This is a genomic window from Nocardiopsis ansamitocini (genome assembly GCF_030268225.1).
GTDB classification, from domain to species: domain Bacteria; phylum Actinomycetota; class Actinomycetes; order Streptosporangiales; family Streptosporangiaceae; genus Nocardiopsis_D; species Nocardiopsis_D ansamitocini.
In genome coordinates, this window is sequence record NZ_BSQG01000007.1 from 204,434 (window position 1) to 222,358 (window position 17,925).

The 17,925-nt window shown below is 72.3% G+C and carries 6 protein-coding genes; 3 read left to right on the forward strand and 3 right to left on the reverse strand.

The genetic code is table 11. The annotated features are described in order from the left end of the window. The first annotated feature begins 190 nt into the window (after positions 1-190). The 3 genes from QSJ59_RS19210 to QSJ59_RS19220 all read left to right on the forward strand — a co-directional run bounded on the left by QSJ59_RS19210 (position 191) and on the right by QSJ59_RS19220 (position 3,085). On the forward strand, positions 191-1,180 hold the full coding sequence (locus tag QSJ59_RS19210; RefSeq protein WP_285761093.1) for an ATP-binding cassette domain-containing protein: 990 nt from the start codon (positions 191-193) through the stop codon (positions 1,178-1,180). Next, positions 1,177-1,998, forward strand: a complete 822-nt coding sequence (locus QSJ59_RS19215) for an ABC transporter permease (RefSeq protein WP_285761094.1) — start codon at positions 1,177-1,179, stop codon at positions 1,996-1,998. Before QSJ59_RS19210 ends, QSJ59_RS19215 begins: the two co-directional genes overlap by 4 nt. A 121-nt stretch (positions 1,999-2,119) precedes the next feature. Then, entirely contained in the window at positions 2,120-3,085 is a 966-nt protein-coding gene (locus QSJ59_RS19220; protein WP_285761095.1) for an ArsR/SmtB family transcription factor, read from the forward strand. A gap of 33 nt (positions 3,086-3,118) precedes the next feature. Here the strand turns inward: QSJ59_RS19220 and QSJ59_RS19225 are convergent, their stop codons facing one another. The 3 genes from QSJ59_RS19225 to QSJ59_RS19235 form a co-directional block, all read right to left on the reverse strand. Beyond that, the gene (locus QSJ59_RS19225) at positions 3,119-3,328 is read right to left on the reverse strand and encodes an MbtH family protein (RefSeq protein WP_285761096.1); all 210 of its coding nucleotides are present in this window, start codon (positions 3,326-3,328) and stop codon (positions 3,119-3,121) included. Positions 3,329-3,377: 49 nt separating this feature from the next. Further along, positions 3,378-11,246, reverse strand: coding sequence for a non-ribosomal peptide synthetase (locus tag QSJ59_RS19230; RefSeq protein ID WP_285761097.1), 7,869 nt, complete (start codon positions 11,244-11,246; stop codon positions 3,378-3,380). A 69-nt stretch (positions 11,247-11,315) separates the two neighbouring features. Beyond that, positions 11,316-17,925, reverse strand: a 6,610-nt coding sequence (locus QSJ59_RS19235) for a non-ribosomal peptide synthetase (protein ID WP_285761098.1), incomplete at its 5' end; no start/stop codon positions are given.

A 17,925-nucleotide genomic window follows, 5' to 3' on the forward strand; every position in this document is an offset into this window, starting at 1 on the left:
GCGCAGCGGCACCGGCCCGGTCCGAACCGACAACGGAGGGGCCCGCGGCGGATGCGTGGGCCGTCGTCCTGCCCAGCAGCGGTTGCCGCTCACCGCTGCGCCCGGCCCTGTTTTTGAGATGTCAGCGTCCTGTGGGTGCCGTGTCAGGTCCCGCGCCCACTGTGGGGTGCAGACCTAGGAGGAACCTTCGATGACACTTGCGATCCAGGCCGAAGGCCTGGTGAAACGCTTCGGTGACACAACGGCGCTGGCCGGGGTGGACCTGGCCGTGCCGGCCGGCAGCATTCTCGGGGTGCTCGGCCCCAACGGTGCGGGCAAGACCACGGCTGTGCGCATCCTCGCGACGCTGTTGCGTCCCGACGCCGGAACCGTCACCGTCGCCGGCTACGACGCCCTGCGCGATCCGGTACTCGTGCGGGGTGTGATCGGGCTGACCGGCCAGTACGCCTCCGTCGACGAGGAGCTCACCGGTTACGAGAACCTGGTGCTGATCGGACGGCTCCTGGAACTGCCCTCCCGGGAGGCCAAAGCGCGGGCCACGGAGCTGCTGGAACGCTTCGACCTCGTCGAGGCGGGCGGCAGGGCGATCAAGACCTACTCCGGGGGCATGCGGCGCCGGGTCGACCTGGCCTCCAGCCTGGTGGGCCGCCCCCAGGTGCTCTACCTGGACGAGCCCACCACCGGCCTGGACCCCCGCAGCCGCAACCAGGTGTGGGACATCGTCCGCCGGCTCTCCGACGAGGGGACCTCGGTGCTGCTGACCACCCAGTACCTGGAAGAGGCCGACCAGCTCGCCGAGCGGATCACTGTGATCGACCACGGCCGCGTCGTCGCCGAGGGGCGCCCCGAGGAACTGAAGCGGCGTGTTGGCGGGCGCAGCATCCAGGTGCGTCCGGCAGACCCCGCCGACAGTGCGCGTACCGCGCGCATCCTCGGCGAACTGACCGGGTGCGTTCCCGCCTCCGACAACGACACGGGTCTGCTCACCGCTCCGGTCGACGACCCCGTCCTGCTGTCGGCGCTGGTGCGCCGCCTGGACGAGGCCGCGATCAGTGCGGAGGAACTGGCCATCCGGCTGCCGAGTCTGGACGAAGTCTTCCTCGCCATCACCGGACGCCCCGCACAGGCGGAGGCCGAGACCAGCGGCCCGAGCGCCGTCCCCGAACGGAGCGCCGTATGACCGCCCTCGCCCAACGCCCCCCGCTCGTCCACATACCTCCACGGCGACGCATCGGCCCGCTCCGCGGCCTGCGCCACGGACTCACCCTCGCCAACCGCAACATCCGCTACATCGTCCGCTCTCCCTCGACCCTGATCGACACCGTCATCCAACCGGTGCTGTTCCTTCTGGTGTTCGTGTTCCTCTTCGGCGGGGCCATCGCGGGAGGGTGGCAGGAGTACCTCCAGACCCTGGTCCCCGGACTGATGGTGCAGATCACCCTCTACGCGAGCGTCGGCACCGGGCTCGCCCTGAACACCGACATCTCCAAAGGGGTCTTCGACCGGTTCCGCAGCCTGCCCATCGCGCGTTCGGCGCCGCTGGTAGGCGCGGTCCTGGGCGACGTGGTCCGCTACGCGGTCGCGGTGACCGTGCTCCTCGCCCTGGCGTTCGCGCTCGGGTTCCGCACGAGCACGGGCCTGTTGCCGGTGCTCGGGGCGGTCGCCCTGGTGATCGTGTTCGGACTCACCCTGTGCTGGCTGTCCGTGCTGGTCGGGATGGTCGCCAAGAACCCTCAGGCCGTGCCGGGTATCGCCATGGCGGTGATTTTGCCCCTGACGTTCGGCAGCAACATCTTCGCCGACCCGCAGACGATGCCCGGGTGGCTCCAGGTGTGGGTTGCCGTCAACCCGGTGACGCACTTCGTCGACGCCGTCCGCGGCCTGATGCTGGGGGGCGAGACGGCCGGTCCGCTGATGGCGAGCCTGGTCGCCGTCGTCCTCCTGCACGCGGTCCTGTTCCCGTTGGCGATCCGCGCCTACCTGCGCCGCACTCGCTGACCCGCTCCACCCGCACCGAACCGATACGACGCACGGGTGCCGCCCGGGGCCACAAGCCCGCTACGGACGGCACCCGGTGCTGGGACGCGCCCCAGCACCGCAACGATCGAGGAGTTCTCCCTTGTCCACGACCCATTTCACCCACGACGACATCGCGCGGACACGTCTGTCTCCGGCCACGAACCCGATGATCGAGGCGCTCTTCGCGCTGGACTTCCTGTTGTGCGACCCGGGGCGGGCCCGGCCCGGCGGCTGGGTGCGCCACGCGCGCGCCCGCCTCGCGGAGACGGCCAGTATCCGCTCGGAGCTGGAGCGCGCGGCCGGACTGGCCGCCGAGCTGATGCCGTTCCTCCAGGACTCGGCCGCCTCCCCGGGGGTCCGTGACACCACTGGCTGGCCCCCGGCGCTGCGCGGCCCCATGGCGACACTGGTCGAGGTGCAGCGCTCGTGTGTCGCGCCGTACTGGTCCAGTGTGCGCGGCCTTCAGGCGCAAGCCGGGCGCCGGGTCCACCGGTTGATCGCCGAACACGGTATCGCCGCAGCGTTGGAGACCGCCGGAGAGCGCGTGCGGTGGTCGGGGGGAGTCCTCACCCTGGACGACGGCGCGGACCGCACGGTGTTCCTCGGCGGTCGGGGCGCGATCCTGCTGCCGTCGGTGTTCCTGAGCGGCGGCCCGCGGTTCTTCTCCTGGCCCGAACCGGGCACCGGCCGGGCCACCGGTGTCCTTGCCTTCTCGGTGTGCCCGCACGGACGGGCGGCCGGCGCCCTGACCAAGGAGGACGAGGACGTCCCGGAGACGCTGGCCAGGCTCTTGGGGCGGACCAGGGCCGCGGTGCTGGCCGCCCTGACTCGCGCGCGTTCCACCGGTGGGTTGAGCCGGGAGCTCAACATCTCGGCGACCACGGTCAGCGAACACACCTCGGTGCTGCGCGGTGCGGGACTGATCACCACGACCCGGCGCAGCAACAGCGTGCGACACCTCGTCACCCCCTTGGGGATGACGGTGCTGCACTCACCGGGGGAACAGCAGGAGCAGTGGTGCGGGGAGTGCGCATACCGCAACACACCGCTGGCGCGCTCGGCATGAGAACGGCGGCCCCGCACCGGGGCCGCCGGCCGGCTAACCCTCCATCGCCTTGACCAGACTCGCGGGTCGGAGGTCGGTCCAGTTGCGTTCGACGTACTCCAGTGCGTCGGCGCGGCCGGTCGCGGCCAGTGCTACGTCCCAGCCCTCGGGCACCTGCGCGAACGACGGCCACAGGGAGTGCTGGCCCTCGTCGTTGACCAGGACCAGGAAGGTGCCGTTCTCGTCGTCGAAGGGGTTGGTCACGGGGGTTCCTTTCAATCGGTGGGTGCTGTGGTGGTCGGTGGGGACGGGCTCAGCGCCCGTCGGGTGGGGCCGCGCCCGCGATGGCGCGCAGGTGGTCGGCGAAGGCCAGTGCGACGCGTTCGACGGTTTCCCGGTGGTGCAGCTCGGTCGAGTAGGTCCAGGAGAACTCCAGCCGTTCACCGGTGACGGCCCCGGTGACGTCGAGAAGGTTGGTGCGTTCCTGGCTGGGCGCCTGGTCGCCGCCGGGGGAGGACAGGAAGCGGTGGTAGAGGCCGCCTCCGCCGTCGTCGCCGAATCGGCCGAGGTAGTTGAAGGAGACAGGGACGGTGGGCATCGCACGCAGGGGGTCGGTCCGCGGCCCCGTCGCCAGGTGGCGCAGGGCCCCGAAGCCGATGCCCCGGTTGGGGACGCGGCGCAGCTGCCGTTTGACCGAGGAGACTGTTGTGCGCCAGCCGCCGTCGGCCCCGACGTCGAGCAGCACCGGGTAGACGGTGGTGAACCAGCCGACGGTGCGGGACAGGTCGATCTCGTCGAACAGTTCCTCCCTGCCGTGCCCCTCCATCTCCACCAAAACGCGCGAGGAGCCGGTCCACTCGCCGAGGGCCCGGCCCAGTGCGGCCAGGAGCACGTCGTTGACCTGGCTGCGAAATACCCCGGGGACGCCGTGCAGCAGCCGCCGGGTGTCCCCCGGGGACAGGGACACCGTGACCACGTCCTGGGAGGCGACGGTTCCGGGGCCCTCGACGGGAAGGTCGACCGGGATCGGGGCGACCGGCTGCGTGGCGACAGTGGTCCAGTGGTCGATCTCGTCGTCGAAGCCGCCCTCCCCGGTGAACTTCGCGAGGCGAAGCGCCCAGTCCCGGAAGGAGCTGGTGGCGGTGCCGAGGTCGAGGGCCCGCCCCGATGCGAGTTGCCGATGGGCTGTTGCCAGGTCCTCCAGGAGTACCCGCCAGGACACACCGTCCACGACCAGGTGGTGGGCCGACAGCAGCAGTCGGGAGTGGCGGTCGGTTCCGCCGTCGAAGAGGACCGCGTCCAGGAGAGGCCCCTGGGCCAGACGTGCCGCTGGGCGCTCCCTGTGCGCGACCGCGTCCACCGCCGCCGCCAGGCCGGCGTCGTCCAGCGCGCGGACGTCCACCGTACGCATCAAGTGCCTGGCGTCCTGCTCGGCCGGGATCCACTGGTGCCACCGACCGTCCCGGTGCTCCGCGCGGGCGCGCAGCATGGCGTGACGGGTGCCGAGCGCGGCCACGGCCTGTTCCACCAGCGCGGGGTCGGTGCCCTTTTCCAGTTCCACGAGCACCGACATGTCGAAGTGCCAGGGGGCGTGCGGATGGGTGTCGAGGAACCAGCGCTGCACCGGGGTCAGCGCGACGTCGCCGGTGACCGGGGGCGAGGCCGCCGTCGGTTTCGCGGAACCCACGGCGGCCGTTTCGCCGATTCCAGCCGCCAGCCCGGCGATCGTCTGGCGCACGAAGACGTCCTTCGAGGTCAGTGCGAGGCCGGCCCGGCGGGCGCGCGAGACGAGCTGGATGGTGAGGATGGACTCGCCGCCCAAGTCGAAGAAGTTGTCCTCCACACCGATCTTCTCCACTCCGAGCAGCTCCGACCAGATCTCGGCCAGCACCCGCTCGGCCTCGGTGCTGGGCGGAAGATAACCGGCCCCGCCCAGCGCCTCGTGGCGCACGGCGGGCAGTGCGCGGCGGTCGAGTTTGCCGTTGGCGCTGAGCGGGAGCTCGTCCAGCACCACCACGGCAGCGGGGACCATGTACTCGGGCAGGAGGTGGCGCAGACGGGCGCGTGCGTCAGCGGCGGAGAACGTTCCGGCGACGTCCTGGTCGACCACCGCGTAGGCGACCAGCCGGGCGGGCCCCGACGGCTCCCGCTGGAGCACGACCGCGTTGTGGCGTACTTCCGCAAGACCGGCCAGCGCGGCCTCGACCTCGCCGAGTTCGATGCGGAAGCCGCGCAGTTTCACCTGGGAGTCGGACCGGCCGATGAACTCCAGCTGGGCCTCGGACGTCCACCGCACCACGTCGCCGGTGCGGTACAGCCGCCCGCCCGCCCCGAAGGGGTCGGCGACGAAGCGTTCCGCCGTGCTGCCCGGACGGCCGTCGTAGCCCTGCGCGACGCACGCGCCGGCCAGGTACAGCTCGCCGTGCACCCCCGTCGGTACCGGCCGGAGCCGGTCGTCCAGCACATGGACGTCGACCCCGGGCATGGGGCGGCCGATGAGGGGGCGCACACCGGCGCGAATCGGCCAGTAGACGCTGTTGACCGTGTTCTCGGTGGGGCCGTAGAAGTTGTACCCGGTGGCCACCCCACCCGCGTGCAGTGCGTCGAGCAGCGCGTCGTCCAGGGCCTCGGCGCCCACGGTGAGCACGGTCGGCCGGTGCGCGCCCTCGGCGAGCAGCCCCGCGGCCACGAGCTGGGCGAGGTAGGAGGGTGTGGTGTCGAAGTAGTCGATCCGGTGGCCGTCGAGGTAGCGGCACAGCGCTTCGGCGTCCAGGCGGGTGTCCTCGTCGATGACGTGCAGGTGCTGTCCGTGCAGTAGCCACACGAGCGGGTCCCAGGAGGCGTCGAAGGACCAGGCGGCGATGTGTGCGGCGGTCAGGTCGCGCTCGGGCACACCGGCGGGGGCGAGCACCGCGTGGCGGTAGCCCTCGATCATGGCGCGCAGGTTGGCGTGGCTGACCACCACCCCCTTTGGGGTGCCGGTGGAGCCGGAGGTGTACATGACGTAGGCGGTGTGGGCGTCGCTCAGGGGGAGGAGCCGCTCGGCGTCGGTGATCGGCGCGCTGTCGTGTGCGGTGAATGCGGCTGCGGTGTCGGCCGCGTCGACGACCACGACGGGCCGGTCGGGGCCCAGCAGGTCGGTGAGCCCGGGAGCGGTGGCCTCGGCGGCCAGGACCAGGGAGGGGGCGGCCTGCTCGACGATGCCGCGCACCCGCTCCGCCGGGTAGGCGGGGTCGATGGGGACGTAGGCGGCTCCCGCGCGCAGTACCGCGAACACGGCGATGACGGCGTCGGCGGTGCGGGGAAGGAGCAGCGCGACCCGGTCGCCCGGGCCCACCCCCGCGGCGACGAGGAAGCGGGCCGTCCGGTTGACGCGGCGTTCCAGTTCGCCGAAGGACAGGGTGAGGGCCCCGGCGGTGAGCGCGGGCCGGTCCGGCCCGCGGTGTGCCGCGTCGGTCAGGCCGCCCAGGACGTGGCCGGTCCCGGGCTCCTGGACGGGGCCCCTCGCCGCGGCCGACAGGGCGGAGCGCTCCTCGGGGGTGCGCAGGTCGAGATCGTCCAGTGGGGTTCGGGGGGAGCCGGCGAACAGGCCCAGCAGGGCGCACAGGTGGTCGCTGAGACGGTCGACGGTGGCGGGCTCGAACAGGGCGGTGTCGTACTCGATCGCCCCGAGCAGCCGCCCTCCGCTCTCGGTGAAGTCCACGCTGATGTCGAACAGTGAGTACCGCCGGGTCAGCGGGTGTTCCCGCAGCGACAGCCCGGCCAGTTCCAGATGTTCCTCCGGCGCGTTCTGCAACGCCACGACCGCCTGGACCAGGGTCGGCCGCGCGGGGTCGCGTTCGGGTGCCACCGCCTCCACGACCCGGTCGAAGGGGACGTCGGCGTGCGCGAACGCCTCCAGCAGGCCCTCGCGCACCGAGGCCAGTAGATCGGCGAGGGTTCCGGTGTCGTCGACGCGGGTGCGTACCGCCAGTGTGTTGGTGAAGAACCCGACGACGCCCTCCAACTCGGCGCGTTCACGGCCGGAGGTGACGGTGCCCACCGTGATGTCGCGCTGGCCGGAGTAGCGCGACAGCAGGAGTTGGACGGCGGCGGTCAGCACCATGAACAGTGTGGTGTCGTGGGAGCGTCCCAGTTCCCGCAGGCCGGTGTGGATGTCGGCCGGCACCTCGAAGAGGCGGGTGGCGCCGGTGGTCCCGCGCACCGGGGGGCGTGGATGGTCGGTGGGCAGTTCCAGGGGCGTGACACCGTCCAGGTGTGTGGCCCAGTAGGCCAGGGCGTCCTCGAAGTCCGCGCTGTTCAGGTACGCGTCCTGCCAGGCCGCGAAGTCGGCGTACTGCAACGGCACCGGTGCCAGTCCGGCCTGCTCGGCGAGCTGGTCCGCGGGGAGCCCCGGGTGAGCGGCTGCGGCCGCGTACAGGGCGCCGAGTTCGCGGGTGAGCACCGACATCGACCAGGCATCCATGACGATGTGGTGCAGGGTCAGCAGGAGCACGTGGTCCTCGGGGCCCAGGGCGACCAGCAGCGACCGCACGAGTGGTCCGGTCCCCAGGGAGAAGGGGAGGTCTACCTGCTCGGCGAGCAGCCGGTCCAGCTCGGCGTCCCGCAGGGGGGCGTCCCACGCGGAGAGGTCGGCGGTGGCCGGGGTGGTCGCCACCCGGTCGTGCACGACCTGGACGGGGCGGCCCTCACGCTCCTCGAAGGTGGTGCGCAGCGACTCGTGCCGGCCCACCAGTTCCGCCAGGGCGGCGTCCAGTGCGGCGCGGTCCAGCGGGCCGGCCAGTCGCAGTGCGGCACCGGAGTTGTACTCGGCGCTGCCGGGCTCGTACTGGTCGAGGAACCACAGTCGGCGCTGGGCGGCCGACAGCGGCAGGTCGGCGCCGCGCGCCACGGGGGTGATGCGCGCGCCCGGTGCCTCGCCGCGTCCCGCGGCGGCGAGCAGCACGGGGGCGAACCCGGCGATCGTGGGGTGGTCGAAGACGGCCCGTGGCGGCAGCCGTACCCCGAACGCGTCGGCCACGCGGGAGGTCAGCCGGATGGCGCCGATGGAGTCGCCCCCCGCGCCGAAGAAGTCGTCGTGTACTCCTACGCGTTCCCGCCCCAGGAGGTCGCGCCACAGCGCGGCGAGGGCCTCCTCGGTGGCGTCGCGCGGTGCGACCGTTTCGGCCGGCCCGGTTCGGTCCACGGCAGGAAGGGCGGACCGGTCCACCTTGCCGTTGCCGGTCAGGGGGATGGCGGCCATGCGGTGCACCACCGCGGGCACCATGTATCCGGGGAGGACGGCCGCGGCCCGCCCGCGCACCTCCTCGGCCCCGACACCGTCGTCGAGGACGACGTAGGCGAGGAGCCGGCTTCCCGCTGCGGTGCGTTCAGCGGTCACGACCGCTTGCGCGACCCCGGTCAGCGCGGTCAGCGCGGCTTCGACCTCGCCGGGTTCGATCCGGTGGCCACGGATCTTGACCTGATCATCCACCCGGCCGATGAATTCCAGTTCGCCGTCGGGGCGCCGCCGCACTACGTCACCGGAGCGGTACATCCGCGCCCCCGGTACGCCGAACGGGTCGGCCACGAAACGTCCCGCGCTCAGACCGGGCCTGCGCCAGTAGCCGCGGGCCAGGCCGTCCCCGGCGATGTAGAGCTCACCGGGAACCCCGTTGCCCACCGGGCGCAGCCACGGGTCGAGCACGTACACCCGGGTGCCGGAGACCGGCCCGCCGATGGGGGGCGTGTTCGCCCCGGTCAACGGCCGGCTCATCGTGGCGCACACGGTGGACTCGGTGGGGCCGTAGGCGTTGACCATCGTGCGGTCCGGGGCGAACGTCGCGACCAGTTCCCCGGAACACGCCTCTCCGGCCACCAACAGCGTCGACACCGGGCCCAGTTCGGTTGGCGACAGTGCGGGCAGCAGTGCGGGCGGCAGGGTGACGTGGCTGATCCGGTGCTCGCGCAGGGCCGCGGGCAACCCCTCGCCCAGCAGGGTCCGCTGCGGCAGGACCACGACGGCTGCACCGTTGAGCAGTGCCACCGCCAGTTCGGCGATCGCGGCGTCGAAGCTGGGGGAGGCGAATTGCAGCATCCTGCTGTCGGTGCCGACCGCGAGCACGGTCCCTTGGGCGTGCGCCAGGCTCGCGATGCCGCGGTGCGTCACGACGACACCCTTGGGGGTGCCGGTGGAGCCGGAGGTGTAGATGACGTAGGCGGCGTCGTCGATCCCGATCCCGATCCCGATCCCGATCCCGGAGTCGGGGGCGGAGCCGACGGGCGCGGTGGCCGCCTCGGCCACCGATACCGCCTCGACCGACGACGGCAGCCGGCCGGCGAGCCCTGGGACGGTCAGCACCGTGCGCACGCCCGAGTCCTCGATCATGAACGCCAGACGCCGGGCCGGGTAGTCGGGGTCCAACGGAAGGTAGGCGCCACCCGCGCGGGTGATGCCCAGCAACGCCACCACCAGTTCGGCGCCGCGTTCCAGGCAGACACCGACGAACATGCCGCGGCGCACGCCGCGCTCGCGCAGCCCGGCAGCCAGGGTGCGGACCCGCGCGTCGAGTTCGGCGTAACTGAGCTCCCCGCCGGGAAAGACCACCGCGGTGGCGTCGGGGTGGGCCGCGACCCGGTCGGCGAACAGTTCCGGCAGGGTGCGCGGTACCGGCGGGGCACCGGCAGCGGCCCCTGCTGCCAGGATGCGGGCGCGCTCGGCGTCGGCGACGAGGTCGATCGCACGCAGCGGACGCTCGTCACCCACCGCGGCGAACACCGCGCGCAGGTCCGCGCCCAGCGACTCGATGGTGGCGCGGTCGAAGAGGTCGGTGCTGAACTCCACGCCGACGTCGATCCCCTCGGGACCGGGGGCGAACTCCACGGTCAGATCGAACACGGAGTGCTCGCGCCGCACCGGGAACACCTCGGCGGCGAGGTCCCCCAGGGAGACGGCCCGGGCGTCGCCGGCGTTCTGGACGACGATCGCGGCCTGGACCAGAGGGGGGATGGAACTGTCGCGTTCGCCCAGCACGGCGTCGACCACCGTGTCGAAGGGCACTTCGGCGTGGTCGAGGTCGGCCAGCACGTCGTCCTTGGTGCGGTCCAGGAGGTCGCCGAAGCAGTCGCGCTCGTCGATGTGTCCGCGCAGGGCAACGGTGTTGACGAAGAAACCGGTGACCCCGTGCAGGCGGGGGTCCTCGCGGCCGCTGGTGACCGTGCCCACGACCACGTCCTGGGTCCGGCTCCACCTCGCCAGGGTTAGGCGCACTCCGGCGACCAGGAGCACGAACAGGTTCGCGTCGCGGGCCCGCGCGACCTCGGCCATGCGCGTGGCGGTCGCCGCGGGCAGCCGGAAGGTGACGGAGTCGCCGTGGGTGCCGCGCACCGGCGGTCGTGGACGATCGGTGGGCAGTTTTAGCGGCTGCGCCCCCGTGAGCCGTTCGCGCCAGTGCGCCAGGGACTGCTCGTGGCGTGCGCCGGTGAGACGGCCGTTCTGCCAGACGGCGTAGTCGGCGTACTGGATTTCCAGTTCGCTCAACGAGGCGGCGGCGGGCAGGGCGATAGCAGCAAGGTCCGGGGAGGCGCACGCGGCGGTGTAGAGCCGGTCGAGTTCGTCGCGCAGCAGTCCGATGGACCAGCCGTCGGTGATGATGTGGTGCAGCACCACGAGCAGCACGCACCGCCCGGGGCCCGCGTGCAGCAGGTGGATGCGCAGCAGCGGCCCGGTCTCCAGGTCGAAAGGCAGGGCGTAGCATTCGCCCACCCGTGCGGACAGGGCGTCCTCCCCGCCGGGAGGCGCGGACTCGGTCCGCAGGGGCGGGGCAGTCGGTTCGTGCACGACCTGCACGCCCTCGCCGTCGACCTCGTGGAAGGTGGTGCGCAGCGACTCGTGCCGCACCACCAGCGCCGCGCAGGCCCGAGCCAGAGCGGCTTCGTCCAGGTCGCCGTGCAGGTCCAGGGCGAACCCGGAGTTGTAGTCCGCTCGCCCGGGCGCCATCCGGTCCAGGAACCACAACCGCCGTTGAGCGGGTGAGAGCACGATGGGCGCGTCGCGCGGCACACGGGGGATCTCCGCGTTCCGCTCGCGCCGCGCGGCCAACCGCCGCAGCATCTCCGCGCGTACCCGGGCACTGGTCCCGGTGGACGGGGGTTCGGCGATGCGGGGGGTAGCGGGGCCGTCCTGGGCCGGGTTGGCGGTCATCGCCTGGTCCTCCACCGTTGGGTCGAAAAACGTCTCGGGCTGGGGGCGGTCGGGGTGGGACGCACCGGCTCAGCCGCCCATCTCGTCCAGAACCGCGGCCTCCACCGCGGCGGCGAACTCCCGCAGCGTCTGGTGGTCGAACACGGTCCGAGTGGGGAGACGGACCGCGAACGCGGCTTCGATCTCCCCGGTCACGCGGATACTGGCCACCGAGTCGCCGCCGATCTCGAAGAAGTTGTCGTGCACACCGACCCGGTCGAGCTTGAGTGCGGTGGACCAGATATCGGCGACGACCTCTTCGGCGACCGTCTCCGGCGCGGTGTAGCGGGCCCGTGCGGCCGGCGCCCAGTCGGGGGCGGGCAGTGCCCCGCGGTCCACCTTGCCGTTGTGGTTGAGGGGAAGCGCGTCCATGACCGTGAGCACTGCGGGCACCATGTAGGCGGGCAGGGACGCTCCCAGCGCTGCCGTCAGTGCCCCCGTGTCGGGTGCGTGGCCGGTTTCGGGCCGGATATGGCCCACCAGGACCTGGGTGCCCGAGGGGGCGGTGGCCACGGTCACCGCGGCCTGGGCCACCCCCGCGCACGCGGTCAGCGCGGCCTCCACCTCGCCCAGTTCGATGCGGTGCCCGCGCACTTTGACCTGGCCGTCGGCACGGCCCAGGAACTCGATGCGGCCGTCGGTCCCCCAGCGCACCACGTCACCGGTGCGGTAGAGCCGTCCGCCCGAACCGAAGGGATCGGCCACGAACCGTTCGGCGGTGAGCCCGGGACGCCCCTCGTAGCCGCGTGCCACACCGTCGCCGGCGAGGTAGAGCTCACCGGGCACCCCGACCGGTACGGGCCGCACCATCGCGTCGAGCACGTAGGCCCGGGTGCCGTCCATGGGGCGACCGATGGGCGTCCGGGCGGACTGTGCTCCGACAAGGTCGATCGGGGTGCAGGTGGCGAAGGTCGTCGTCTCGGTGGGGCCGTACACGTGCACGACCCGGGTGGTCGGGCACGCCTGGAGCACGCGGGCGAACGCCGCGGGCTGGGCGGCCTCGCCTCCGGTCCACACCTCGCCCAGGTCGGCGAAGCACTCCGGATCCTGTTGGGCGAACAGGGTGAACAGGGCGGTGGTGAGAAACAGTGCGCGCACGCCGTGCTCCCTGCCGGCCCGGCGGATCTCCGCGGCGGTGAGGTCGCCCTCGGCCACGACCACGGCACCCCCGCCCAGCAGTGGCGCCCACACCTCGTAGGTGGCGGCGTCGAAGGCGTGCGGGGAGTGCCACAGCACCCGTTCGTGGCCGCGGCGCCAGTGTCGGTCCAGGGCCAGGCCCACGATGTTGTGGTGGTTCACGACCACGCCTTTGGGCGCACCGGTGGAGCCGGAGGTGAACATCGTGTACGCGGCTGTGGCCGGGGGCACCGCGACAGCGTCGGCGAGGGGCCCCGAGTCGGGGCCGAGGTCGGTGTCGGGCCCGAACTCCAGGATCTGCGGCACCGAGGTGTCGGGAAGCCGATCCGCCATCGCGGGGTCGACGACGGCCGTGCACGCCCCGGTGTCGGCGCGTAGCCGGGCGACCCGGTCGGGCGGGAACGACGCGTGCACGGGAACGTAGGCCGCGCCTGCCTTGAGCACGGCGAGCATCGCCACCACGACCCGTGGGGAACGCGGCATCAGCAGCAGCACCCGCGACTCAGGGCCCACCCCCAGATCGCGCAGCCGTGCGGCGAGGCGTCCGGACTCGGCGTCCAGTTCGGCGTAGGTGAGGGTGCGTTCGGTGGAGATCAGCGCAGGGGCGTCCGGGTGCTTGGCGACCCGGGCGCCGAACAGGTCGGTCACCGAGCCCGCCGGCAGGTCGGCGTGCTCGCCCCGGGCCAGGCCCAGGGGGCGGTGCGGTGCGGTGCGTTCCAGCCGGCCCAGCGGAGCGTCGGGAGCGGCGGCCAGTGCGGTGACGATACCGGCCAGGTCGGCGAGCAGTCCTCGGATCGTGGCCGCGTCGAAGTGGGCCGGTTCGTAGCCGATGAGCAGCCGGATGCGCTCGCCGTCGTAGGCGCTGAGGGCCAACGGGTAGTTGGTGGCCTCGCTGGCGGTCACACCGGAGACGGTGACGCCGTGGTCGGTGGTGGTGTCGGGGTAGTTCTCGAAGACGACGATGCTGTCGAACAGGGGGGTGTCGGCGGGGAGGTCGGTGTGGTTGTGGATGGCTGTGAGTGAGATGTGGTCGTGGGGGCGTGAGTGGAGTTGGTTGTCTTGGATGGTGTGTAGCCAGTGGGTGACGGTTGTGGTGGGGTCGATTCGTATGCGTACGGGCAGGGTGTTGATGAAGATGCCGATGGTGGATTCGACGTTGGGGAGGTCGGTGGGGCGTCCGGAGGTCGTGGCGCCGAAGACGATGTCGGTCTGGCCGGAGTGGGCCGACAGCAGCAGCGCCCACGCGCCCTGGACCACGGCGTTGACCGTGAGCCGGTTGCGGCGTGCGAATCCGTGGACCGCCTCCGAGGCGTCGGCCGACAGGTCGTGGCTGATGCGCAGACTGGAGCGGGCGGCGCGGACGTCCTCGGGTGCGCGGTCGTAGGGCAGCGCGACGGGGGTGTCGAACCCGGCCAGTGCGTCGCGCCAGTACGCGAGCCCGGCTTCCTGGTCCTGCTCGCCCAGCCAGCGCAGGTGCTCGCGGAAGCCGGGGCGCGCGGGGAGCGCCCCGCCGCGGTAGGCGGTGAGGACGTCGTCGAGTACCAGTGGCAGGCTCCAGCCGTCCAGGAGCAGGTGGTGGAAGGTCCAGACCAGTTGGACCCTGGTGTCGTCCAGGCGGGCCAGCGCCACCCGCGCGGCGGGGGCGACGGCGAGGTCGATACCGGTGGCCTCGTCGGCGGCCAGTAGCGCGGTGAGCGCGTCGGCCTGTTCTGCCGGGGAACGTCCCCGCCAGTCCAGCACCGTCACGGGCAGCACGGCGTCGCGGTGTACCAGCAGCACGGGGGACGGCGTTCCCCGCCACACCGCCGACGTGCGCAGCAGGGGAGTGGCCGCCACGAGTTCCTGCCAGGCACGGGCCAGCGCTCCGGTGTCGTCGACCCCGTCGAGCTCCAGCACGATCTGTTCGAGGTACGCACCCGAGTCGGGTTCGAGTAGGGAGTGGAAGAGCATGCCCTGTTGCATGGGGGTGAGGGGGTAGACGTCCTCGATGGTGCGGCCCGCCCCGACGAGCCGGTCGAGGGTCTGCTGGTCCAGGTCCACGAGCGGGAAGTCCGACGGGGTCGCGCCGCCGCGACCCTCGGCGAGGCAGAAATCGGCCAGCTCGGCCAGTTCCGCGGTGAAGCGCTCCGCGAGCCCGGTCACGGTGGACTCCTCGTGGAGCGTGCGCGAGTAGGCCCAGTCGAAGACGAGGGCGCCGCCCTCCAACCGGCCCACCACGTCGATCAGGTGGGCGCGCTCGGCCTCGGGGGACTCCGCACCTCCCGGCCGGATCGAGGTGAACAGGGAATCGGGGCCGGTGGTGTCGAAGCGGCCCAGGTAGTTGAAGCTGACGGCGGGGGTGGGGACGGCGGCCAGTGCGGCCTGTTGTTCGCTGGTGCCCAGGTAGCGCAGTGCGCCGAAGCCCACGCCGCGGTTGGGCACCGCGCGCAACGTCTCCTTGGTCTCCTTCAGCGACGCGGCCCGGTCGGTGCCGACCCCCAGTGCCACGGGGAACATGCTGGTGAACCAGCCCACCGTGCGGGAGGTGTCCACTCCCTCGAACAGGTCCTCGCGGCCGTGGCCCTCCAGATCGACGAGGATCCGTTCCCTGCCCGTCCACGCGCACAGCACCCGGCCCAGTGCGGCCAGCAGCACGTCGTTGACCTGCGTGCGATACACCGCTGGGACGTCCTGGACGAGGCGCCGGGTCAGGTCCGGGGGGAGTGTCGTCGACACCAGGGAGCGGGAGGCGACCGTGTTGTCCCCTGTCCCGTCCACCGGGACCGCCGCGGGTGCGTCCAGGTTCGTCCAGTAGTGGGTTTCGGTGTCGAAGCCGCCGGTGGTGGTGAGGGTGGTCAGTTGTCGGGCCCATTGGGGGAAGGGGGTGGTGCGTGGTCCGAGGTCGGGTGGGTGGCCGGTGGTGGTGTGGGTGTAGGCGGTTGCGAGGTCGTCGAGGAGGATGCGCCAGGACACGCCGTCCACGATGAGGTGGTGGGCGACCAGGAGCAGTTGGGTGGGTTCGTTGTCGTTGCCGGTGAACAGGACGGCTCGGATGAGTGGTCCCGTGGCCAGGTCCAGGGATGCCTGCACCCGCTCCACCACGGTGGCGACCAACGCATCCAGCGCCTCTCCCGTTGCCGCTGAGGCGTCCACGAATTCCACGACCGGTCCGGCATCGGCCTCGGTGCCGATGCGCGGCCCCGGGCCGTCGCCGCCGTCCACCCGCAGCCGCAGCATGTCGTGCCGGTCCAGCAGCACGCCGATCGCGGCCACGAGCGCCGCGCGGTCCAGGCGTTGGGCCGTCTCCACCAGCACCGACATGGTGAAGTGGTGCGGGGACAGCGGGTGGGTGTCGAAGAACCACCGCATGATCGGCGTCTGCGCCACCGGCCCGTACACGGGGCCGTCGACGGCCCCCGCTTCGCGGGCCGGTGGTGCGGCTGCGGCCAGCGCCGCCACGGTCTGGTGGGTGAAGACGTCCTTGGAGCTGAGGGAAACCCCCGCGCGGCGGGCGCGCGAGACCAACTGGATGCTGACGATGGAGTCGCCGCCCAGGTCGAAGAAGTTGTCGTGCACGCCTACCCGGTCCACGCCCAGGACCGAGGCGAACACCTCGGCCAGCACCCGCTCGGCGTCCGTGCGTGGGGCGACATGGTCCCCGGCGCTCTTTGCCCCGGGGGCGGGCAGCGCACGATGGTCGGTCTTGCCGTTGGGGGTGCGGGGGATCGCGTCCACGACGACCACGGCCGTGGGCACCATCGCGCCCGGCAGGACCGCGGCCACAGCCGTGCGCAGCCGTGCTCCGTCCGGCACGCTTCCCGGGCCGCCCACGACGTAGCCCACCAGCTGCCGCACACCGGGCCGGTCCTCACGGACCACGGCCACGGCCTGGCGCACACCGGGCTGGGCCGCCAGCGCCGCCTCGATCTCGCCCAACTCGATGCGCACACCGCGCACCTTCACCTGGCCGTCGGCGCGGCCCAGGAACTCCAATTGCCCCGAAAAGGTCCATCGGGCCAGGTCGCCCGTGCGGTAGAGGCGCCCGCCCGAACCGAAGGGGTCGGCCACGAACCGCTCGGCGGTCAGCGCATTCCTGCCGTGATAGCCGCGGGCCACGCCCGCCCCGCCCACGTACAACTCACCCGGTGCGCCCACCGGTACCGGCCGCAGGAATGTGTCCAGCACGTAGATGCGGGTGCCCTGGACCGGACGGCCGATCGGTGGGGTGCGGCCCGGTTCGAGGGGGTCGCTCAGCGAGGCGGCGATCGTGATCTCGGTCGGCCCGTAAGCGTTGACCATGCGCCTCCCCGGTGCCCAGCGGCGCACGAGTTCGGCCGGGCACGCCTCGGCGCCCACCACCAGGGTGCGCAGGTCGGGGAAGTCGCCTTCGGGCAGAGTGGCCAGTACCGACGGCGGAACGATCGTGAGGTTGACGCGGTAGTCCCGCAGCACCCCGGCCAGCGCCTCTCCGGCCAGTGCTCCCGGAGGTGGCAGGACCAGCGCGGCACCTGCGCCCAGGGCCATCAGCACCTCCATGACGGAGGCGTCGAAACTGGCGGAGGCCAGTTGCAGGACCCGGAACCCCTGCTCGGTGGCGAAGCGGTGCGCCTGCGCGGCGGCCAACTCCGCCACCCCCCGGTGGGTGACCACCACTCCCTTGGGAGTGCCGGTGGAGCCGGAGGTGTAGATCAGGTAGGCGGCGTCGTCCAGCCCGATGACGGGCCGTACCGCCTCGGGTGCCGATCCGGCGGGCGTCCTCGCCAGCGCGTCCGGGGACACCCGGCGCACCCCCTCGGGCAGGGCGAGGGCGGTGCCGTCGCCGGCGATGACCACGCGGGTCCCGGAGTCGGCGATCATGAACGCCAGACGCTCGGGCGGGTAGCCGGGATCCAGCGGAAGGTAGGCGGCCCCGGCCCCGACCACGCCCAACAGTGCTGCGACCAGGTCCGGGCCTCGCTCCAGCGCAACCCCCACCACCGCGCCCCGGCCCACGCCCAGGGCGAGCAGGCCCTCGGTGACGGTGTCGGCGCGATCCGCCAGACCTGCGTAGTCGATCTCCGTGCCGGCACTGATCAGGGCCGGCGCGTCAGGGCGCTGTGCCACCTGCTCCGCCAGCAGCTCCACCAGAGTCTGTGCGCGCGACGGCCCCTCGGGGGCACCCCACGTGTGCAGGACGAGGTCCCGTTCGGCGGCGTCCTGTTGCGGCAGCGCCGCGAGGACGTGCTCCGGCCCGGCCACGAGCGCATCCACCAGACACAGGAACCGGTCCAGGAGGGTGGCGGCGGTATCCGGATCGAAGTGGGCGGGGTCGTACGCGAGATGGAACCCGACGCGCTCGCCGTCGTAGGCGACCAGGGTCAGGGGATAATTCGTGGCCTCGTGCGCACCGGCCTCCTCGACGGTGACGCCGTGGTCGGTGGTGGTGTCGGGGTAGTTCTCGAAGACGACGATGCTGTCGAACAGGGGGGTGTCGGCGGGGAGGTCGGTGTGGTTGTGGATGGCTGTGAGTGAGATGTGGTCGTGG